The sequence below is a fragment of the Metabacillus sp. 22489 genome (genome assembly GCF_052044855.1).
Classification (GTDB): Bacteria; Bacillota; Bacilli; order Bacillales; family Bacillaceae; genus Metabacillus; species Metabacillus niabensis.
The window spans coordinates 81,943-103,729 of sequence record NZ_JBQENT010000013.1 but is presented as its reverse complement, the minus strand read 5'-3'; the positions used below and the strand labels follow the sequence as shown (position 1 = coordinate 103,729).

The window sequence follows — 21,787 nt, the reverse complement described above, 5'->3', positions numbered from 1 at the left end:
GGAACTAATAAGCGCTTGCTCCTACAGGCAAGCGCATAGTTGTACTTTTAAAAATTGTTATGATAAGAAGCTCTATTTTGCACGCAATAGTCTACCAATTTTTAATATCCCGATAAATAAAAGGAGAAATGGGATAATGAATAAAGCATGTCCAATCCCTGGGACAAATAATTTAAAAGTTGGCCATGGCACTACTTTCGGAACATAGTACAAAATCATTCCTGGTATGAAAAAATTCACTGCTATTATAGCTATTCTATTTCCTATAGGGAATTTACTTCGAATATCGTTTCTCGGTTTAAAAGTTCTGTACAATGAAAAGCTAATTAAACTAAAGGTAAGGATTAAAAGCGAATTGATTATAATATAGATTTTATACGGATTTTGATTAGATGTTTGTAGTTCATCATGATGAATGATATTGATTATCCCAGTCATGATATTATCATAGGAATCAATATTGAGATAATCGAGTGAATTGATAAGTAAACTAATTCCATATTCCCCATCTAGTACTACTTTTGTATACGTATTTTCTGTAGAACCATCATGAGAGATAACGTTTTGATTAATGGTCCATCCCATCGCATAATACGAGTCCTCCCACATGAGTGTGGCAGGTCTGAACAATTCCTGCATTTTATCCTTTGACAATACCCTTTCTTTCTTGAATTGACCGTTATTTAAAAGAGCAATCATGTAATTTGCCATATCTTCTGCGCTTGAAATAAGATAACCAGATGGAATATTTCCTTCATGATTTAGTTGCTCAGTTGGAAATTTTAACCCAAAGATCGTTTGATAGCCTGTTGCTATCGTTTTATTTTTATCATCACTTTTATCGGCGTAACTATTTTTCATATTAAGTGGTTTAAATATATTGTTAGTTATATATTTTTTATATGGTGTATTTGTTACTTCCTCAATGACTAGTCCTAAAATGTCGTAGTTAAGATTTGAATATTCATACGTTTCACCGACTTCATGTTCTAATTCAATATTTTTTAAACCTTTTATATGCTCTTTCAATGTTTTATTTCCATTAAGTATAGATAACTGACCGTCATAAGTTGAAAGGCCACTCGTTTGATTTAATAAATGCTTAATAGTAATTTCTTTTGAAGACTCCTCATCTGCTAAACGAAACCATGGTAAATATGATTGCGCTCGTTCCTCTAATCGAATGATTCCTCTATCTACTAATTGAAGAATGGCAAGTGCCGTAAAGGATTTACTAACTGAGCCTATTACAATAGGTGTTTGTGGTGTCATATGATTGTTATTTGCTCCTGATATTCCATAACCTTTTAAGTATTGAATTTGATCATCATTCACAATGGCTAACGACACACCAGGGATGTTTAGCCTTTTCATTTCTTTCCTTATGAATTCATCAAGTTTAGTCATGTCTAAATTGCTAGGATTTTCTGCATGTATCGTTTTTTGGTACATAGGTGAAATCCAAAGTAAAATAAAGATTAGGATTATTTTCCCTATCGTATGACCACTTCCTTTTTTTATCTCCATAAATAACCTCCAAACACAATTTTAAAAACCTAATGAATACGCTTTAGCATTTTACAGTTGAACTAATCATGCTTTTTTATGTTATATAAATTTAAAATGAACAACCATCGATTTTCCTAACAATTGGATGGGGTTATATGACAATTTTGTCACTTGTATTTGGAGAAGAACTTAGGAGAATTTAATTGATATACATTCAGTTAGTTCTCGGCTATTGGCGAAATGATTCATAAGATGAAAATTCTCGTTCCCAGATTTTGATTCTGCTTTTTATATTAAACGTGAGCTTGCCGAATAGACAGTAAGTACTATTCACTTTATAGCATTCCACTGGATTTTCCAGTAGTGTCTTATTCTTTTATTCATACTCTGCAAAACTTGCTTTCCTTTAAATGATTGGCACTTTTTGCAAGTTTAGTTCATCGGAGTTTTTTTCTGGACACAATAAAATTCCCTATAAGAATTAGTGGGCAATTTCTTGTAGCGTTTTACACTAATCCTTATAGGGAATAAAATATCGTCTCTTATGTTACATACAAACATTTTAATCTTTCGAATTGCTTCTAAATTGATCAAAATCAGTTTTAATATAATGAAATAGCTTTTCGTTGCCACCATGGTCTGGGTGAGCTTTTTTTAATAATTCTTTATATGCAGTGATGACGTCCTTATCAATTGCTAATTTTGTAAGACCTAATTTTTGACGTATATCGCTTGAAGAGAAGGAATCTGGTGCATCTTTATTCGTTTCCCCTTTAAAGAACTTTTCCTTTAATGCAATCAACTCATCCCGCAGTTCAATATTTTCTTTTAATAGATTAATCGTTTCCTTTTTTAAATGATTTCTTTCGATTTGCAATAAACCTATTTCATTATAAAGCTTATCTCTTTGTTGGATGAGTACTTTTGACTGAGCAGCATGCAAATCTTCTAACCCTTTTATTTTCGCGTCCTTTGCTTTTATTCTTAGTTTTAATTGTTGAATGATTTGATCCTTATCAAGCTTCGTTTGCGTCTTCATAAAACGAATTAATGCCTTATCATCTACGGTGAATCCGGTTGCTTTTATTTTGCCCTCACGGAGCCATTGCTTAAAAGTTTCAATATTATCTGTTATCCCCGCTTCCTTTAATAGGGAAAATGCTTGATCCGTATTCAATTGATTTCTCCTTTCCTCGGGTAGTAGCTATATAAGTTGAGTGTATAACCACATAAGCCCCTATTATATATATAAGTGCGTGAAGCTGTTTTTTTGCGCTTTCCTTTTGAATTAATAAGTGAAAATGATAAATCAGGTGAAAATCTCCCTATTTTAAACGTAAAAAATATTTGTGGAAATTGAGACAAACTTCGGTGCTTGAAACTATATTTAGAACTTAAGTTCTTTTATTACCTCATATAAAAATAGAGCGCCTCTTTCCTCTTTATATGTAATGTTTTTTTTACATTCAGCTGTCTTTTATGGAAATTGTGATATGTAAATATCATGTTTTATTTTGTGAATTCCAAGAGTATCCCTCTATTTAGCTTTCGAATTACTTCCTCTTTGGATATTTAGTACAAGAAATTGTATAAAATTTCACAAATCCTCTAATGAAACATAAATATCAATCAGTTAAAATAATCATAAAATTAATGTTACGTTTTTTAACATCGAATGTAATTAAATATTACTAAAATGATAAGGAGGAATAAAAATGAGGTTAGAGAAAGCAGAAGAGGCTGTTAATTCACCAGAATTATATAAAGTTAAAAGGAGATTCACACTGCCACATATTTACGTTCTTTTATTTTTCTTTATTACTCTTGCAGCTATTGCTACTTATTTCGTTCCTGCTGGAGTGTATGAAAGAATTCCAGGTCCTGAGGGGAGGACAACAATTGATCCTAGTTCATTTCAACTGGTTGAACGGTCACCTGTTGGATTAACAGAATTTATGACAGCTATACCAAGAGGCTTGGTTGCTGCTGGCGAGGTTGTGTTTTTTACATTTATTATTGGCGGTATCTTTGCGGTAATTCGTAATACAGGGCTTATTGAAATAGGAGTTAGTAAACTAACGAGAAAGTTTTCAACTCGAAGTATTACGCTAATTCCAGTGTTAATGGTTGTATTTGCGACTGTCTGCAGCTTGATTGGTACACAGGAATTAAGTCTAGTGTATGTTCCTGTTATCTTACCGATTATGATCGCTATGGGGTATGATTCGATGGTTGCAGCTGCGGTAGCTTTAGTTGCTACTACAGCAGGTTTTATGACGGGGTTTCTGAATCCAATTAATACGGGATTGGGGCAAAAGATTTCTGGTCTTCCCGTGTTTTCGGGAATAGAGATGAGATTCGTCGCTTTCATTGTGTTTGTATTGGTCGGAGTGTTTTATATTGTCCGTTATGCTCAAAGGGTAAAACGAAATCCAATGTCTAGCTATGTATATGAAGAGGATGAAAGTAAGAGAATGATTTATTTAAATCAATCTAAAGTAAATAAGCCTATTGTAACAATGCGTCAAAAGCTTGCATTCCTTGTACTTTTTGGTTTTTTTGTTTTGTTAGTTTATGGAGTATTAGCAAAAGGATGGTTCATGTTAGAGATGGCAGGATTGTTTATTCTAATGGGAATTGTCGTTGGGATGATTTCTGGTTTAAATCTAACAGCCATTTGTGAAGGATTTAATGAGGGCTTCCGTGAGGTGTTGGTCGGAGCCATTATCATTGGAGTAGCCAGAGCAGTTGCGGTTGTATTAGAGGACGGTCAAGTGATGGATACGGTCGTGAATAGCTTGGGGGCATTTGTTGGTGAATTTCCAGCTGTATTTAGTGCAATTGGAATGTTCTTTGTCCAAATGCTATTTAGCTTTCTAGTTCCATCTGGTAGTGGGCAAGCGTTGGTAACGATGCCGATTTTAGCTCCGCTTTCAGACCTAATTGGTGTAACAAGGCAAACAGCTGTTTTAGCATATCAATTTGGTGATGGTCTGGGAAATATTCTGTTCCCAACCTCGGGATACTTTTTGGCGACTTTGGCTATCGCTGGTGTACCTTGGCAAAAATGGGTTCGCTTCTACATGCCGTTGTTTCTCATCTGGTTTGTACTTGCCATTGTATTTTTAATTATTGCGCAAATGATTCAGTGGAACGGGTAAATATAGCTGAAGGATAGATAGTCGTACATGGCGATCTAATATCCTTAAATACTGCATTTGAGGTAATTAAATTGCTTAGTTTCGTTATGGGAATAAAAAGGAGTCAAAATACTTCGAAACGAAACTAAAAGGAAGTGATTTGTTTCGAATTGTTTAAAAACTATGTGAGAATATATGACAGGAACCCCTTTTATTTGTAAGTGTGTTGTTATAATAATCACAACATTCAGAAAATAAAAGGAGGAATTTGTAATGAAAAAGACACATCCAGCTTTTGTTATTTTTCTATTTTTTTTAGGTTGGGTATTTATGTATGCTGACCGTAATATCCTTTCTCCAGTTATGGGTAGCATCGGGGAAGAATGGGGACTTGATAATGCTCAATTAGGATTAATGTCAACAGTGTTTTTTGCTGCTTATGCCCTTATGCAAATCCCTACAGGGTTTTTAGCTGATAAGTTTGGAAGGGTAAAGGTGTTAGTTGCTGGGTATGTGTTATTTGGTGTTGCAACCTATTTGAGCGGGTTAGCCGCAAGCTTTGGTATTTTTTTATTAATGAGAGCTTTAACTGGCTTAGGAGAAGGAACGTATTATGGTTCCCAATATGGAATTTCCTCGAGCATAACACCTAAAAAATACAGAGGACTTGTATCAGCTCTAATCAATAGCGGGATGGCGTTTGGAATCTCACTCGGATTTATTGCATCTAGTTATTTTACATATTCCTTAAATAAGGGCTGGCAATTTCCTTTTTATGTATTTGCTGTTCCGACAATAATTGTGGCGATTTTAATCGGAATATTTGTAAAAGATAATCACCATAAAAAGCACAAGCAAGAGAAGGCAATCCAAGAAAAAGGCAATATGAAGCTATTATTTACAAAAAACCACCTTCTTGTTTATCTATTAATCTTTTGTTCCTTATATGGATTTTTTGGAATGCTAACGTGGCTTCCTTACTATTTACAAACCGCTCGAGGTGTCGATGCCGCACAAACTGGCATCATTGCATCTTTAGTACCGTGGGCTTCAATTCCTGGTGCCATCTTATTTGGGATATTATCCGACAAAATAAAAAGCAAAAAGCCGTTAATTATTTCATTGGCGTTTGCGGGGGCATTATGTCAATTTGCCATTCCTTATATTGAAAACTATTCCTTGCTTCTTGTAGGTTTAGTCCTATATGGATTACTTGGAAAATTAGCGCTTGATCCAGTTTTAATTTCATATATGGCTGATATTACTCCTTCATCTATGTATTCGAGAGTTTATGGATTTTTTAACTTTAGCGGTATGTTGTCTTCCATTTTTGCTCCTTATATTACCGGGTATTTTGCAGATCAAACTGGCAGCCTTGAATTCGGCTTTTATTTATCAGGAGTTCTTTTAATTTTCGGAGGTATATTGTTTATTTTTACCGATAAGCGAATTAAACCAACGATTGATTCCTCTTCAACTGTCATGATAGGAAATGTAGCTGGGGAGGGAAAAATAGGATGAATAAAGCGATTGTAGCAAACAAGACAATGGTCGTAAGTCCTCATTATCTTGCATCACAGGCTGGAAATGCGATTCTTCAAAAAGGGGGAAATGCTTTTGATGCAGCTGTAGGGGTCAGTGCTTGCCTTGCAGTAGTATACCCACATATGACTGGACTTGGAGGTGATTCCTTTTGGCTGACATATTATGCTAAGGATAAAATGATCCGTGCTTATAATGGAAGCGGCAGATCAGGCTCTAGCGTAACACGTGATGTATACAAAGGGAAAACCTCTATTCCGACCCGTGGGATTGAAAGTGTCATAACCGTACCAGGAATGGTTGATAGCTGGGACGCAATCCTAAAGGAATATGGAAATTTATCATTAGAGGATGTACTTGAACCTGCCATTGAGTATGCAAAATCCGGCTTTCCTTTTTCAAAGGATCAGCAGGAGAATACGGTGAAAAACTTTAAGATGCTACAAAGAGATAATGATGCAGCAGCTATTTTTCTTCCGGATGGGAAGGTGCCAAAGGTAAATGAGAGATTTATTCAAGGAAATCTAGCCGATACATTAAAGGAAATTGCTAAATATGGCAGAGATAGCTTTTATAAAGGCGAGTTAGGGAAACGAATCATCCAACGTTTAAAGGAAAAAGGCGGTTTGCTCAACGAGGCAGATTTTGTTGACCATAAAGGAAGATGGACTGATCCAATTACAACCACTTACCGAGGCTATCAAATGTACCAAGTACCCCCTAATTCTCAAGGCTTTACAGGGCTAATGGCCCTTAATATTCTGGAAAACTATGATTTACGTTCAATCTCAGAAGGTTCATTTGAATATTATCATTTATTAGTAGAAACATTAAAAAGATGTTTTCAAGATCGAAATCGCTATTTAACTGATCCAGATTTTCAATCCATTCCATTAGATAAGTTGCTAAGTAAATCCTATGCACAAGAAATGGCAAGCTGTATTCAATTTGAGCGAGTGAACGATGTTCAAACTCAATCGATTGGAAGTGATACCGCTCATGCTGCAATTGTAGATGAGGAAGGTAACGCCGTATCCTTTATTCAAAGTCTTTACTTTGAATTCGGCTCTGGAGTAGTTGCGGGGGATACTGGAATTATCATGCAGAACAGGGGTTCATTCTTTTCTCTTGATTCTTCACATATCAATCGTTTAGAACCAAGAAAAAGAACCTTCCATACATTAATGCCTGCGATGGCGATTAAAGATGGACGACCTCGCATTCTCTACGGTACCCAAGGTGGTGAGGGACAGCCGCAAACACAAACTATTATGATTACAAGAATGATCGATTATGGCATGGATCCACAACAAGCAATTAGTGAACCCCGATTCGTTTGGGGCAGAACCTGGGGAGAAGCTAGTCAAGAGCTCAAGATTGAAGGCCGCGTTTCATTAGCAGTTATTGAGCAATTAATGGCAGCTGGGCATCTCGTTAAAAGGGTAGAACAATTTGATGGGATTATGGGACATGCAAATGCCATTGTTATAGATGATCAAGGCTTTTTGCATGGCGGTGTTGACCCGAGAAGTGACGGTGCTGCTATTGGGAGATAAGGCAACTGCTCTAAAGCTTGTTGATTGATTTTAGGATTGCTTTCTTTCACCTTAAAGGCTTTCATCAGATGTCTGTTAATATTATACTCATACTATATGATGCTAAAGGATGGGTATAATATGAAGATCGATAACATTGATAGGAGAATACTTGAGTTACTAACTGTTAATGGAAGAATGTCTTATTCTGATATAGGTAAAGAGCTGGATTTATCTAGAGTATCTGTTCGTGAACGTGTAAATCAATTAATAAAAAATGAGGTTATTGAAAAATTTAGTGTAGTGATTAATTCTGAGAAAATGGGGAAGAATGTTTCAGCCTTTTTTGAAGTGGATTGTGAGCCTAGTTCCTTAGTAGCGGTAGCGGAAAAGTTAGCGGATAATCCCTGTGTATCAAGCTGTTATCAAATGACTGGTCCAAGTACACTTCATATGCATGTACTCGTTGAAGACTTTAGTGCGTTAGAAAAGTTCATTAATAACGAGTTATATGCACTTGAAGGAATTACAAGAGTAGAGAGCCATATTTTGCTTAGACGCTTTAAAAGTCGTAGCGGTTTGAAATTATAGAATGGCTATTCGTAGAGGTTAATACTCATTATCCCCCTTTTTATTTAAGCTTTATTTGGGAAAGGGGGTGACCGAGTTTAACCTCTTTTTTCTTGAAAAGTATTTTAATTTATAGAAAAAACTAAATATTTACACTATAATAAGTGATAAGTGGAATGTGATTCCGTTTGTTAGGTATTTTTTGGATATATATTAACAAAGGGATATAAAAGTAGCATATTATATAATTATTTATCATAAGGTTTATCGTAGGGGAAATAAAAAGAATTAATACTATGTTGGGGAAGATAGAAGATAAGTCATGTTTTCGTTTGTAAATTTCTAATGGATGTAACAAGAAAAATAATTTGTAAAGGGAGATTATATGAAACAACTTCAATTGTTTTTAGCGTTTTTCCGTGTTGGAATTTTGGGCTATGGTGGTGGACCATCGTCAATACCTCTTGTACATAAAGAAGTTGTGGATCATTATAAATGGATGAATGATGATGAATTTGCAGATGTGTTAGCGTTAGGCAACACACTGCCAGGTCCAATCGCAACAAAAATGGCTGGTTATATTGGCTATAGAGTGGCAGGGATTGTAGGACTTATTAATGCCACCATGGCAACCATTTTACCTACGATTATTTTAATGATTGTTCTATTAACGACCATTTCTTCTGTTAAAGACTATCCTTGGGTTCAGGGGATGACAGCTGCGGTCGTTCCTGTAGTTGGAGTTATGCTTGCGACCTTAACATGGGAGTTTTTTGCGAAATCAAAAGAATCTTTGGGATGGCTAAAATCCATTTTATTTTTAGTCGGTAGTTTTTTGTTAATGGAGGTTATAGGGTTGTATCCAGCCATTTTAATTGGTGGTCTTTTACTCGCAGCCATCTTTCAAAAAGATAAAAAGCCTGAGGCAGATCGTGCTGTAGAGAGGGGGAATGCTTCATGATTTATTGGGAAATCTTCCTTGCCTTTTTTATACCGGGAATACTTGGATACGGAGGAGGTCCAGCTTCCATTCCATTGATTGAAAATGAGGTTGTCGATCGTTACGGTTGGATGAGTGTAAACGAATTTAGCGAGGTGCTTGCATTAGGAAATGCGCTTCCAGGTCCAATCGCTACAAAGATGGCCGGTTATATTGGTTATCAACAAGGGGGGATTTTTGGAGGATTTATAGGTATATTTGCGACAGTTGCCCCATCATTAATTTTAATGATCGTATTATTAGGGTTTTTATATAAGTATAAAGATTCTCCAAAGGTAAAAAGAATGACAACCTATATTAGGCCGACAATTGCTGTTTTACTTGGGGTCATGGCATTTAGTTTTTTTTCTACCGCCTACATTGATACTGGAATTTGGCAAACACTTTTTCTAATTGTTATCAGTTTTTTACTACTAGAAAGGTTGAAGGTACACCCTGCGCTTGTCATTATAGGAGCAATGGGGTATGGAGCGATTTTTATAACGTAATGTTTTAAAAGGCAACAAAAAAATCTAACAAAGTCTTCTTAAAGGACGATTGTTAGTTTTTTTTACTAGGCTGTTTTCAGTAAACTCCTGCTTTAGAGCAGTGGTACTAGTGAGAATTAAAAGTGAGGGGTAATAGTTTTTGTCATATGGATTAGGTGAGTTTGTTTCCGCGAAAAAGTAAATTGCTATCCCTTTTTCACAAGGGAATTCTGTAATTTACCAGAATATAATAAAGGATGAAATCGTATATGTGTTAGCAAAGTGCTAGTTGCCACTTATTATTTTACATATAAGTATTAGCTGTTTACAGCAAGGAGTGTATAAATGATTGAGTTAAAATATTTTGACCGTCCAGATTTTGAGCAGCTTATCGACTGGATTGATTCCCCTTCATTTCTGCTTCAATGGGGTGGACCTGCATTTGAATTTCCGTTAACGACCTCTCAGTTAGAACGGTATATGGAAAATGCAAATCGTAAGGATTCAGAAACATTCATTTATAAAGTAATTGAGTGTGAGACTCATAAAGTTATTGGTCATATCTCTTTAGGGAAGATAGATAGAAAAAATAGATCAGCAAGAATTGGAAAAGTCTTAGTTGGTAATAAACATGTTAGAGGAAAAGGAATCGGCCAGCAAATGATTAAGGAAATTTTATCGATTGCTTTTGATGATTTACACTTACATCGAGTTAGCCTTGGAGTTTTTGATTTTAATCTTTCTGCCATCGCTTGCTATGAAAAGGCAGGTTTTATTAAAGAGGGATTGCTAAGAGACTCAAGAAAAAATGGTGATGAATACTGGAGTTTATTGGAAATGAGTATTTTAGAGAATGAATGGCAAAAAATGAAGGGAAGTTCAGTTTAGTTGAGACTGAAAGTAAAGAGACAAAACAGTTGATGCATAAGGAGCTGAATCTTTCTCTAATTACGTATAGTTGTATTATGATAACTAGTACATCTACTCAAACAAATCAACTATAAAAAAAGACCGATGTCAAAAAAACAAGATATAAACATATAATTACTATTTTTAATTTTGAGTTCTTATTCATAATAAACATATAGATGCAAATCATTATCATAATTCCAAATCCTATCCACCTAGCATAATCAGCAAAGTTAGGATCTTTAGAAAAATATAACACTGCTAAGGATAGTAAAAAGAGAAAGAAAAAATAGATATTTTTCATAATATTACACCTTTTCATTTTTGGTCTTTTAATAATAGTAATCTTTATAATTATGTGTGTAAATACGAAAATGTAAATATAAGGATATTATAAAAATTACTTATGATAGTACAATCTTGAGTCATCTTATTAAGCACTACACAAACAAGTAGGAATAGCCCGAGAAAATAATGAAGTCATTATAGAAGTAGGTGGAGACATTTTGAGATACTTAATGAAAATAAAAGGAGTCGATTTATAGTGGGAAAGGTAACACCATTTTTGATGTTTCAAGATGGCAAAGCAGAGGAAGCGATGAATTACTATACTTCTCTCATTAAGGATTCAGAGATCACTAGTATTGTCCGCTATGGAGCAAATGAAGCGGGAGATGAAGGAACAGTGATGCAGGCAACTTTCACCTTAAAAGGGCAGGAATTTATGTGCATTGACAGTAATCTAAAGCATCCGTTTACCTTTACACCTTCATTTTCAATTTTTGTTACCTGTGATACGGAAGAAGAACTTGATACTCTATATCATAACCTCAACAAAGGTGGTCAAGAGCTTATGCCATTAGGGGATTATGGCTTTAGTAAAAGGTTTGGCTGGCTAAATGATCGGTTCGGGGTTTCCTGGCAATTAAATCTCCCTAAATAAAGTTTAATGGTATTGACAAACCCATTTCCTTCCAATAAAATCTATTTAATTCTATAATGAAAATTAGCCATGAAGAGAAGAGTAAGTATGAATGATATTTTCAGAGAGCTCCTATTTGGTGGAAGGGAGTAGTATTATCGTATTGAAAAAAGACTCGGAGCTGCACATGGAACGTAGATAAGTGAACTCAAGTGATACTGTGACGGAAATCTCCCGTTAACGAGATGAGGTATAATCAATTCAATAATTGGTTACCTATAAGAGGTTGATGTGGTAACAGATCAACAAACTGAGGTGGTACCACGAAGCTATGACTCTCGTCCTCAAGATAGTTTATCTTGTTGGCGAGAGTTTTTTTGTTCCCATTTTTTCTATTCATCCATTAAATTAGAGAGGAGTATATAAGATGAATCCATTATTGTTAGATATTCCATTACAATTGGAAACGAGTAGATTGATATTACGGGCACCAAAACAAACTGGAGATGGAACAGTTGTGAATATGGCTATCCGAGATTCCTTTCATGAATTAAAAATATGGCTACCATTAGCCCAAAAAATTCCTACTGCTGAAGAAACGGAAATAAACTTAAGAGAAGCACATATTAAGTTTTTAAAAAGAGAAAGTTTTCGTTTTCTTATCTTTCTTAAAGACACAAATGAATTTATTGGCTCAACAAGTATTCATGGGATAAATTGGGACATTCCTAAGTGTGAGATAGGATATTGGATAAATACTAGGTTAAGCGGCAATGGATATATGACGGAAGCGATTAAAGAGTTAGTTCATTTCGGAATAAGCAAAATCAAGTTCAAAAGAATTGAAATAAGGTGTGAATCAACTAATATGAAAAGTCGTTCTATTCCAGAGAAGCTCATGTTCAAGTTAGAAGGGATATTACGGCAAGAGGATTTATCGGCAGATGGTAGGAAACTTACGGATACTTGTATTTATTCTATAATTTCGTGAGGATATCGGTTGAAATAATAGTCGTTGACTTACTAGTACTCTAATGTTTTTTCAGATACATCCGTGATGAGAATAGAGCTTAACTTAGAATAAAATTACAGATAAATATAAAGGAGTGTTAATGATGAATTTAGTAATCTCAAAAGAGCTAGATAAAAACGCTAAACAATATATTAATGATGGACTTTTTAAGTTTAATTTAATGCATTTTCCTAAAGATTTAGGAGGGAGATATGAAGATATTGGCTTGTTTATCAAGGATGAGAATGGAAATGTTCATGGCGGAATAACTGCTGCAATATGTTGGAATTGATTAAAAGTATATATGTTCTATTTAGATGAGGAGATTCGAAAAATGGGATATGGAACAAAATTATTGCGAGAAATAGAGACAATTGCGATAGAAAAACAATGTGATTTTATTAAGCTAGATACTTTGAGTTTTCAAGCTTTAGGTTTTTATGAGAAGAATGAGTATCAAGTGTTTGGGACAATAGATAATGTAGGTAGAGATTTTAAACATTACTATTTAAAAAAAGATTTAAAGAACTGTTAAACGTGTACTTTCTTAAATAAATTCGTTCATGCTAGCTGGACATGAAATTTGATTTTCGAATGGTTACTAATGATTGATTTCATTGTTTTAAGAGGGAGGCAACCTATTTGAAACGAAATCAAAAATTTAAAAATATAGTTGAAACAGAAGAAGAGCTACGTTCAATTATTGGTTTTCCGAGTGAGTTAGTAAATAGAAAGGTTATTCCGTATTTAGACGAGCATTGTACTGACTTCATTTCAAAATCACCATTTTTAGTCATTTCCACATCAGATGATGGGGGCTTTTGTGACGTTTCTCCAAGAGGGGATGCCCCAGGGTTTGCTGTTGTTTTAGATGAAAAACATTTAATTATACCTGAGAGACCAGGAAATAGAAGGATAGATTCTATGCGAAATATTTTATTAAACTCGAGAGTAGGTCTTCTTTTTATCATACCTGGAATGGAAGAAACGCTTAGGGTGAATGGAAGGGCAACTTTAATACATGATGAACAATTACTTGAAAAAATGAAAGTGAAGGAGCGAAAACCACTTATAGGCATAGGTGTTGAAGTTGAGGAGTGTTTTATTCATTGTGCCAAAGTCTTCAAACGTTCAAAATTATGGGACACGAATTCTTGGATGAGTAAAGAGATGCTGCCTTCTGCTTCAAAGATATTATCTGCTCATTCGCAATTTCGAAACGAGGATGTTACTCGTATGCTTGAAAAAAGTTATACGAAACGGCTATATTAAATTTTGAGCTAAAAGGAGAATATGTTTATGGTTAAAATGATAGAAGATGAGCATTATTATAATAATAGATTTATTGTTGTTAACGATATCGTAGAGTTTGAGAGAGTATATATGGTTGACGAAAGCAAGTTTACTAAAGAAACGTATGAAGAGTTAGGTGAAATATATGAAAATTTGCCATCGTATTTAGGCAAGCAAACAGAATATCCTTGCTGGTACGGGGATGAGCAAAAGGGTGATACCTACTTTATAACTGTTTCATTTGAACCGTCAGGACTACAATTTTGGGGGTATTTGCTTAGTTCGGATTTCATGCAGTGGGAGCGTAAATTCAATGAGTTGATCGCTAACTTCCCGTTTAAGTATCAATAAAATACATAAAAGAAAGTTCCTTTAAAGTTGCAATGCAGTTGTCAGGACTAGCGGTATGACTGAAGAAAAACAAGGATGCTTATTTAGATTTTAAGGGCAGAGAACTTTTACTAGTGTTATCCCTATTCATGAAAGTTATATAATACGTGTATGAATCCTATTTTTGCGAGGTGTAGATTTGATGATAGTCGTTAGCTCCTGTTTAGCAGGATTAGAAGTACGATATAACGGTACACATAGTTTAGATAAGACAATTCGTCAATTAGTTAACGAGAATAAGGCGGTGACCATTTGCCCTGAATTACTCGGTGGGTTTACAACGCCTAGAGAACCAGCTGAAATTATCGGCGGAGACGGTTATGATGTCCTTGATGGCAACGCAAAAGTGGTTGAGAAGTCAGGAAGAGATGTAACAGAGCTTTACATTAAAGGTGCTCATGCAGCATTAGAAAAAGCTAGAAAATTACAAGCATCTGCTGTTGTGCTTAAGGAGAACAGTCCATCTTGTGGCAGTACAATGATCTATAATGGAGAGTTTAAAGGAAAGAAAATTGTTGGCAATGGTGTAACCTCTGCATTGCTAAAAAGGAATGGAATACAAGTTTTGAATGAGGAGCAATTTGTTGAATCTATGAAATAAGAATGAGGAACATTTAAGTGCCCCATCCTTATTCCTAAGGTAGTATTTCATTTAGTAGCGTTTGAATCTTTATCGACAATGTCCTTTACGATTTTTTCTAGTGTAACCTGGCCCAACGTGCTTTCCATTGCAAGTTGGGCTGCAGAAAAAATCGGATCAATTGTGTTCTGAATATTCCTGCCAACTGTACATTTGATATTTGGATTTTCATGTACACTAAATAATTCGTTCTCTTTTACAACACTAACTGCCTTATATACATCTAGCATTGTAATTTCGGATAGTTCCCTAGCTAATTTTGCCCCTGCAATACCTGGCTTAACCTCGATTAATCCCGCCTTTTTAAGCATTCCCATAATTTTTCTAATCAAGGTTGGATTTGTATTAACACTTTCAGCTAAAAATTCTGATGAACTAACCCCATCCTTATTTAACTCAATGAGAGCTAAAATATGAATTCCAACAGAGAACCTGCTGCTGATGGACATTATTTTTCACCTACCATGTTTTTATATCTTTTCATCGTTAGGCTGTTTTCGTAAACTTTATTTTTTTAGTAGTAGTCGTTGTGATTGCTTTCCTCGTGCAGTATTTGTTTCATACTTATTAAATTACAAACAAAACAAAAATACGAAAACAGCCTTACATATATTAAACAATCATGTATTTAATTTGGTTACAACGTATTATACCTTAATATTTACGAAAAATAAAAATCGATTGTTGACAAAAGAAAGGGAAGTATTTATGATGAATACATGTATTCGAGATAAATACAGGTTGTTATAAGGAGGAAATAGGATGAAACTATTAGTAACAGGGGCAACAGGAAAATTAGGAACGAAGGTTGTTGAAACATTATTAAAAACAGTACCTGCTGAACAAGTAGTAATTAGTGTTCGAAATCCGGAGAAGGCAGAAGGCTTTAAAAACCGTGGAATTGAAGTTAGGCATGGAGATTTTGATCATCCTGAAACATTGGATACGGCTTTTGCTGGGATTGACCGTTTATTATTGATTTCAGCAGATGGAGATAATGAAACAAGAATTAGACAGCATACTGATGCGGTAGCTGCGGCAGAGCGAGCTCAAGTTAAATTTATAGCTTATACGAGTTTAGGTAATGCAAGTGAGAGTAAGATGTTTCTTGCTCCGCCACATCGGGCTGCTGAGGAGGCCATTTTAAAAACTGGGATTCCATACTCCTTCTTACGCAACAATTGGTACTTGGAGAATGAGATTTCAAGCATCCAAGGTGTATTAGCAGGGGCTCCATGGATCACATCTGCTGGAGCTGGTAAGGTAGGTTGGGCACTTCAACAAGAGTATGCAGAAGCTGCAGCAGCAGTACTTTCCGGAAGCGGTCATGAAAATACAATTTATGAGCTTTCTGGTCAGCCACTAACTCAAGATGAACTTGTAGCTGCTCTAAGTACAGTCTTAGGTAAAGAAGTGCCTGTACAGCATGTTGACGATGTTACTTATGCAGAGGTGATAAAAAATGCTGGAGTGCCAGAGTTTATCATTCCGATGCTCGTTGATATTCAAAAGGGGATTCGGGAGGGAGCTTTAGAGATAGAAAGCAACGATTTTGAAAAATTACTAGGCAGATCATTAACACCTATTAACGAAGCATTAAGCTCTATTGTCAAAGGTATTTCGTAATACTAAGATAGAGGAATATAATGAAGAGTGTTTTTATAGGAAAATCTTAATATAAGGCATCACTGAAGACGTGTGTATTGATACACGTCTTATAAGCCTTTTTCTGAAAGACTGTTATTTGCTTGGGATAAATTAATGTTAAGTAAGTGTTTATAAAGGAGGCACCCCCCCCCTCTTCACGGGAAGGGAGTACTGCAAGTGGAAATCAATCAATAACGACAACTAAGTAAAAAACAACAAAGTTTACACAAACGCCCTTTTAAAATTGTGTGCTTCTTTTAGAAGAAATGTATTTTTATATCAGCGTAAAAAATAATGGCCATAGTTAATAGATAAGCTTTAAGGGCATTCTAGCTATTAGAAGTCTTCCTTTTCAATCAATTTTTGAAAGCCATAATTTATAAAAGAAAGTGAATAGGAAATGAGAAAAAGTGTTAAGGAATTAAACTTTTTTAGTTTATAATGGCCGACCTTTTGAAAGAACCAATTGAATGGATAGGCAAAATTGAGATCGATGATTAAATTACAAAAGGCATATAAGGGGAATTTTCCGTATGTAAAATGAAACACCCATAAATTCATAGTGAAAAATGGACCGAAAATAAAGGCAAGAGCATCAAATACCATTGATTTTATGCCTCCTACTACCTTCCACCAATTAAAAATCACGTTAAGAAGTGTCTGGATTAATAAAAGACATGAACAGAATAATGTAACTGGCAAGAATCTTTTAAATGATTGTTTTGGCAGAAATAATAAGACAATTGCCCATAATCCAATTGCGTTCGCTATTCTAAAAAAGGTCGCCAACATGAGAACTACCTCCATTTTTTTCTTATTATGTTATATTCGTTTGTTTTTATTCAGAATAAGAATAGGAGGAGGATCGTTCAAAAGTTTAGCTACTATTAAGTTAGAAAAGAGAGATAGAAAAATTAGCAAACTCATGCTATACCCTAAAGTTCATAAGGTTTTTCGAAAATAATTTCAAAATAAGAAGCAGCACCATATCCAGAAGTACCGGGAGCGAATATTTGGACAAATTTCCATCCTTCTTTTGCATGATTGTGGATAATTTCATGATAATCTTCCTTTGGAGCTTTATTCCAATTACTAAGTTCAACTTTTACAAATTTATATTCGTACATGAATAAATACCTCCAGTTTAAGCAGTATCTATCGTAATATACGGATAATGGATGAAAAGGTTTCAAGAGCTTAGTGAGAATAGGCCTGAATGTAAAAGAACATGTCTTTCTTTGAAGCGTTTCTAAAAGTGAGACCTTTTGTAAGTTAAGCTCTTTTAAATTTGGTTATTGATTTTCGCTCATGCCTTCGTTTCACGGGATCCATGGTCGTATGTTAAAGAGCCGTTAACTAAATGTATATTAATCGTATGTTTTTTGTAACCTTCTGTTCATTTCTTCGACTAATTTAAAGAAATTGGAAAATTTTCGAAAAGGAGAAAGTTTCTATGAAAAAGACAATTAGTTTAAGTATTATCGTTTTATTATTTAGTTTTCTAGCTGCATGTCAATCTGTTGAAAAGGAAAATAAGACAAGCGCAACATTTACAGGAACAATAGAAGAAATTAATGGTCAAAGTGCGCTAGTTTTGATTGAAGAAGGTGAAATTCTTCATTCAGGTAATAGTGTAAATATAGACTTATCCGTTAATAGTAAGGATACGTTTCATGTTGGGGATAGAGTGAAAGTTAGTTATGATGGTGAAGTTCGAGAAAGTTTACCACTTAGTGTAAATGTTATTGATATAGAAATTGTGAGATAACATCTTTTAGCTAAAATAACTTGAAATAATATAGTCCTCTCGGAAATAGATATAACTATCGGAAGGGTGATATGTCCTCCCCAGATCAAATACATAGGATTCAAGAATTAACAACTGATATAGAAAATGGACAAATAAGTACTAGACGGTAATGTTTTGATGCTTTGAAAATAAACGATAATCTAAAATGTTAGGGGAGGGAGAGGAGATTGATTTAAATGTAGACGATTATTTCTTGTATATATAAAAATCGTTTGCTATAATCGTTTCATAGCTAACGATTTTGAAAATTTAATGAGGTGATTCTAATACATTCATTTAATGAGAATGGGGAACTACTTCCAGAAGAAATAGATACAATCAATCAATTAACGAAACTTCCAATTGATTCGCTACATCTTGATGCAATTTCAGTCGTAACCAATATATATCGGGTGGCACAAGGATTAAGAAACAAAATGGAGCAAGGAGTCTTATCTGAATATGGGTTATCGTGGACGGCATTCTCTATGCTATATGATTTGTGGATATGGGAATCGATTGAAACGAAAAAATTAGCAGAGTCAGCAGGTGTCTCAAAAGCAACTGTGAGCAATATAACAAAGACACTTGAACGAAAAGAGCTGTGCTATCGAAGGATTGACAACAGGGATAGAAGAATTACCTATGTTGCATTAACGGAAAAAGGCAAACAAGTGATGGAGACTCTTTATCCACAATTTCATAAAGGAGAAGTTGAGATTGTTTCAGGATTGTCAGAAGATGAACAAAAAAGTATCTCAAATTTGCTTAGAAAAGTGATTCGCAATAACCGTTTTTGAAAACGAACAATATCATATAAAAAAGCTGTGATGGGACAATTAGTAGTCGTTATCTCCCTGTTTATTAGAGAATCGATGGTTGGTGAAAATCGATACATAGATAACACGAAATACAATCCTAGAGCTTTCTTTGTGAAAGGAAAAGTAGCAAAGAACGGTTGAGCCGTTATTCGATAAGTGGAAGGATGATGTCCTTCAACAAGGGTGGTACCGCGTGTAAAAGTAAACCACGTCCCTTTTTTGGGATGTGGTTTTTTTATATTCCATTTTTTATAGGAGGAACGAGCAATGAGTCATTTAAAAGAACAATTAAATGAGGAGCAACGAGCAGAAGTAATGAGACAAATGGCTATTTATAGTCAAGGTGTACAAGAAATGATTCCAACAGAAGAGTTAGAAAACAAAATAGCCAAATCCATATTAGAGAATAAACCATTAAAAATAAAATTAGGCTTAGATCCATCTGCACCAGATGTACATCTTGGTCATACGGTTGTCCTTAATAAAATGAGGCAATTTCAAGAGAATGGTCATATTATCCAATTAATTATCGGTGATTTTACTGGGAAAATTGGGGATCCGACAGGGAAATCTATCGCTCGAAAACAATTAACTGATGAGGAGGTTAAGCATAATGCGAAAACATACTTCGAACAATTCGCTAAGGTTATAGATATGGATAAAGTCGAGCTGCATTATAATTCTAAATGGTTATCGAAGTTAAATTTTGAAGAGATCATTCAACTATCAGGGAAAATTACTGTAGCAAGACTATTAGAAAGAGATGATTTTGAAGAGAGAATTGCTTTCGGAAAGCCGATTTCCCTTCATGAATTCTTTTACCCTTTAATGCAAGGATATGATTCTGTCGTTTTAGAATGTGATATTGAACTTGGCGGAACAGATCAGCACTTTAATATTTTAATGGGAAGGCATTTTCAAGAAAAATTCGGAAAAGAAAAGCAGGTAGCTTTGCTCATGCCATTATTAGAAGGACTTGATGGTGTAGAGAAAATGTCAAAATCAAAGAAAAATTACATTGGGATTGACGAAAGCCCGCAGGAAATGTACGGAAAATCGATGTCTATACCAGATGAGTTAATGGATAAGTACTTTGAATTAATTACAGATTTTTCTCCTGAACAAATTCGAGATATTAAAGAGCAAATGAAAACAGGAGTTCTTCACCCTAGAGATGCAAAGATGTTACTAAGTAAGACAATTGTTCGAATGTACCATGGGATTGAAGAAGCAAATAAGGCTGAACAGCATTTTATTTCAGTTTTTCAAAAGGGAGATATCCCGAAAGAAATTCCAGTGATTAGCTGGCAAGGACAGAGGGAAATGTCAATCATTGACTTTCTCGTCGAGCTAAAATTATTTACCTCAAAAAGTGAAGCAAGAAGGATGATTGAGAATAGAGGCGTGAAATTAAACGGAAAGACGGTAGAGGATACAAAATTCCAGGTAAATATTATTGATGAGTTAATTGTTCAGGTTGGAAAACGAAAATTTGTAAAGATAAAGATTTAAAATAGTTCAGTAGTGATATTCGTTTATAGCGGAATGTTAGAAATAATGACGATAGGTAATCGCGAGCGTTAATTCAAAGAATTAACGCTCATTCTGTTGTGGAAAAATCATTACTTCAATGTGTAAAATGACTCTATTACCGTTTTTCCCTTATTTGTTCAACAAGGGAATTTTAAGAGATGAGAGAAAATGGTAAAATGAGACACATAACGATATAAGAGAGGGGATGCTTGATGAACATACCTAAACAATTTATTAAACCGTTCCCTTCATATGAAGAAGTATTTTATGATCAATTGGAACAGCATAAAAAACATTTTTTACCGATTTGTTCTATCAATTTAAAATGTATTGATCCAGAATGGGATGAATGGTTACATATTGTTTCCGCAAAGGAAATTCATGAAGGATGTGTTGGTGAACTGACACATCAGTTTCACACAAATTTTTCGAAAGAAGATATGCTAGGCTTTGATGTCATAGATGGAAAATATAAATTTGAAGCCGATTGGCGTTATTTTGACATTGAGCAGGAGCCTTCCGATCAATTAGAAGAAGCATATGTGCAAAATGAAAAAGATTATGAAATTCGCAAGGAGTATTATGAGCGTAATCTGAAAATTTATCCTTATTCTAGCTTTGGAAAAGAATTATCATCTGTTGAAGAATTAGAGCAAGAGTTTGCCAAAAAGCAAGCAAGTGGCTGGGGGTTAGATTATCCTAAGGTAAATGGCCTCTTAGACGATATTCGCTTTATGACTAAAGAGGGAAGAGTACTATTGGAAGATTGTGATCACGAAGAGGAGGCTTTTGACTATACGAATCTCTTATATGTACCAAAGGATGAAGATGGTCACCCGTTTACATATATCGGATTTGCTACTGGTTACTATTTTCAAGCTTATGGAGCGGATCGTATTTACTTGTTTTATAATAAAGACTTAAAAAAGGCGATCATTTGCTTTGAATATACATGAGCATTATCGTCATTTCCTATGAAATATAGTAGCTTGTCATTATATTTCACTTTCTATAGGTCTACTCACATATTAATCTTTCAAAAACAGCACCTCACATGTTTAAGGTTAG

Annotated in this window: 22 protein-coding genes, 1 pseudogene and 2 other annotated features; of the genes and pseudogenes, 18 read left to right on the top strand and 5 right to left on the bottom strand. The window is 34.7% G+C overall.

Annotated features, from left to right (window positions below; all coding sequences use genetic code 11):
* Window positions 1-72 precede the first annotated feature (72 nt).
* Together ACTJJ9_RS10325 and ACTJJ9_RS10320 are read right to left on the bottom strand one after the other, a co-directional pair.
* On the bottom strand, window positions 73-1,527 hold the full coding sequence (locus ACTJJ9_RS10325) for a serine hydrolase domain-containing protein (RefSeq protein WP_145582658.1): 1,455 nt from the start codon (window positions 1,525-1,527) through the stop codon (window positions 73-75).
* Window positions 1,528-2,071: 544 nt separating this feature from the next.
* Window positions 2,072-2,686 (bottom strand): hypothetical protein, encoded by a 615-nt coding sequence (locus ACTJJ9_RS10320; RefSeq protein ID WP_145582657.1) that lies wholly within the window; start codon window positions 2,684-2,686, stop codon window positions 2,072-2,074.
* Window positions 2,687-3,224: 538 nt separating this feature from the next.
* Here ACTJJ9_RS10320 and ACTJJ9_RS10315 point away from each other — a divergent pair.
* The 13 genes and pseudogenes from ACTJJ9_RS10315 (at window position 3,225) to ACTJJ9_RS10255 (ending at window position 14,890) form a co-directional block, all read left to right on the top strand.
* The gene (locus ACTJJ9_RS10315) at window positions 3,225-4,670 is read left to right on the top strand and encodes a YfcC family protein (protein WP_095300764.1); all 1,446 of its coding nucleotides are present in this window, start codon (window positions 3,225-3,227) and stop codon (window positions 4,668-4,670) included.
* 252 nt (window positions 4,671-4,922) lie between these two features.
* Window positions 4,923-6,170 carry an MFS transporter gene (locus ACTJJ9_RS10310; protein ID WP_145582656.1) on the top strand — a complete coding sequence of 416 codons (1,248 nt, stop codon included), beginning with the start codon at window positions 4,923-4,925 and terminating at the stop codon, window positions 6,168-6,170.
* Entirely contained in the window at window positions 6,167-7,747 is a 1,581-nt protein-coding gene (ggt, locus tag ACTJJ9_RS10305; RefSeq protein ID WP_145582655.1) for a gamma-glutamyltransferase, read from the top strand. Before ACTJJ9_RS10310 ends, ggt begins: the two co-directional genes overlap by 4 nt.
* Window positions 7,748-7,867: 120 nt before the next feature.
* Window positions 7,868-8,317 (top strand): Lrp/AsnC family transcriptional regulator, encoded by a 450-nt coding sequence (locus ACTJJ9_RS10300; protein ID WP_095300767.1) that lies wholly within the window; start codon window positions 7,868-7,870, stop codon window positions 8,315-8,317.
* Between the two features lie 364 nt (window positions 8,318-8,681).
* Complete coding sequence (locus tag ACTJJ9_RS10295; RefSeq protein ID WP_145582654.1) at window positions 8,682-9,257, top strand: chromate transporter; 576 nt, start codon at window positions 8,682-8,684, stop codon at window positions 9,255-9,257.
* Window positions 9,254-9,784, top strand: coding sequence for a chromate transporter (locus ACTJJ9_RS10290; RefSeq protein ID WP_095300769.1), 531 nt, complete (start codon window positions 9,254-9,256; stop codon window positions 9,782-9,784). Before ACTJJ9_RS10295 ends, ACTJJ9_RS10290 begins: the two co-directional genes overlap by 4 nt.
* Window positions 9,785-10,108: 324 nt before the next feature.
* Window positions 10,109-10,651 carry a GNAT family N-acetyltransferase gene (locus tag ACTJJ9_RS10285; RefSeq protein WP_145582653.1) on the top strand — a complete coding sequence of 181 codons (543 nt, stop codon included), beginning with the start codon at window positions 10,109-10,111 and terminating at the stop codon, window positions 10,649-10,651.
* A gap of 565 nt (window positions 10,652-11,216) precedes the next feature.
* The gene (locus ACTJJ9_RS10280; RefSeq protein WP_095300772.1) at window positions 11,217-11,615 is read left to right on the top strand and encodes a VOC family protein; all 399 of its coding nucleotides are present in this window, start codon (window positions 11,217-11,219) and stop codon (window positions 11,613-11,615) included.
* Between the two features lie 60 nt (window positions 11,616-11,675).
* Window positions 11,676-11,943, top strand: a binding site (T-box leader).
* A gap of 78 nt (window positions 11,944-12,021) precedes the next feature.
* Complete coding sequence (locus tag ACTJJ9_RS10275; protein ID WP_145582652.1) at window positions 12,022-12,585, top strand: GNAT family N-acetyltransferase; 564 nt, start codon at window positions 12,022-12,024, stop codon at window positions 12,583-12,585.
* A gap of 124 nt (window positions 12,586-12,709) precedes the next feature.
* Window positions 12,710-13,141, top strand: a pseudogene (locus ACTJJ9_RS10270) (GNAT family N-acetyltransferase).
* A 107-nt stretch (window positions 13,142-13,248) separates the two neighbouring features.
* Entirely contained in the window at window positions 13,249-13,878 is a 630-nt protein-coding gene (locus ACTJJ9_RS10265; protein ID WP_145582651.1) for a pyridoxamine 5'-phosphate oxidase family protein, read from the top strand.
* A gap of 27 nt (window positions 13,879-13,905) precedes the next feature.
* Entirely contained in the window at window positions 13,906-14,250 is a 345-nt protein-coding gene (locus ACTJJ9_RS10260) for a hypothetical protein (RefSeq protein ID WP_222124784.1), read from the top strand.
* A 181-nt stretch (window positions 14,251-14,431) separates the two neighbouring features.
* On the top strand, window positions 14,432-14,890 hold the full coding sequence (locus ACTJJ9_RS10255; RefSeq protein ID WP_145582650.1) for a DUF523 domain-containing protein: 459 nt from the start codon (window positions 14,432-14,434) through the stop codon (window positions 14,888-14,890).
* A 47-nt stretch (window positions 14,891-14,937) separates the two neighbouring features.
* Here the strand turns inward: ACTJJ9_RS10255 and ACTJJ9_RS10250 are convergent, their stop codons facing one another.
* Complete coding sequence (locus ACTJJ9_RS10250; RefSeq protein WP_145582649.1) at window positions 14,938-15,378, bottom strand: Rrf2 family transcriptional regulator; 441 nt, start codon at window positions 15,376-15,378, stop codon at window positions 14,938-14,940.
* A gap of 313 nt (window positions 15,379-15,691) precedes the next feature.
* Here ACTJJ9_RS10250 and ACTJJ9_RS10245 point away from each other — a divergent pair, with 313 nt between their 5' ends.
* Window positions 15,692-16,555 (top strand): SDR family oxidoreductase, encoded by an 864-nt coding sequence (locus ACTJJ9_RS10245; RefSeq protein WP_145582648.1) that lies wholly within the window; start codon window positions 15,692-15,694, stop codon window positions 16,553-16,555.
* Window positions 16,556-16,912: 357 nt separating this feature from the next.
* Here ACTJJ9_RS10245 and ACTJJ9_RS10240 read toward each other — a convergent pair whose 3' ends face one another.
* Both ACTJJ9_RS10240 and ACTJJ9_RS10235 read right to left on the bottom strand, forming a co-directional pair.
* Window positions 16,913-17,368, bottom strand: a complete 456-nt coding sequence (locus tag ACTJJ9_RS10240) for a hypothetical protein (RefSeq protein ID WP_145582647.1) — start codon at window positions 17,366-17,368, stop codon at window positions 16,913-16,915.
* Between the two features lie 143 nt (window positions 17,369-17,511).
* Window positions 17,512-17,703 carry a DUF4177 domain-containing protein gene (locus tag ACTJJ9_RS10235; protein ID WP_095303292.1) on the bottom strand — a complete coding sequence of 64 codons (192 nt, stop codon included), beginning with the start codon at window positions 17,701-17,703 and terminating at the stop codon, window positions 17,512-17,514.
* Between the two features lie 326 nt (window positions 17,704-18,029).
* Between ACTJJ9_RS10235 and ACTJJ9_RS10230 the strand changes: the two genes are divergently transcribed.
* From ACTJJ9_RS10230 to ACTJJ9_RS10215, 4 genes are all read left to right on the top strand, one after another.
* The gene (locus ACTJJ9_RS10230) at window positions 18,030-18,344 is read left to right on the top strand and encodes a DUF3221 domain-containing protein (RefSeq protein ID WP_145582646.1); all 315 of its coding nucleotides are present in this window, start codon (window positions 18,030-18,032) and stop codon (window positions 18,342-18,344) included.
* A gap of 308 nt (window positions 18,345-18,652) precedes the next feature.
* Complete coding sequence (locus ACTJJ9_RS10225; RefSeq protein ID WP_145582669.1) at window positions 18,653-19,165, top strand: MarR family transcriptional regulator; 513 nt, start codon at window positions 18,653-18,655, stop codon at window positions 19,163-19,165.
* An 18-nt stretch (window positions 19,166-19,183) separates the two neighbouring features.
* Window positions 19,184-19,405, top strand: a binding site (T-box leader).
* A gap of 48 nt (window positions 19,406-19,453) precedes the next feature.
* Window positions 19,454-20,698, top strand: a complete 1,245-nt coding sequence (gene tyrS / locus ACTJJ9_RS10220; RefSeq protein WP_145582645.1) for a tyrosine--tRNA ligase — start codon at window positions 19,454-19,456, stop codon at window positions 20,696-20,698.
* Window positions 20,699-20,931: 233 nt separating this feature from the next.
* Complete coding sequence (locus ACTJJ9_RS10215) at window positions 20,932-21,675, top strand: siderophore biosynthesis protein (RefSeq protein WP_145582644.1); 744 nt, start codon at window positions 20,932-20,934, stop codon at window positions 21,673-21,675.
* Window positions 21,676-21,787: the final 112 nt, after the last annotated feature.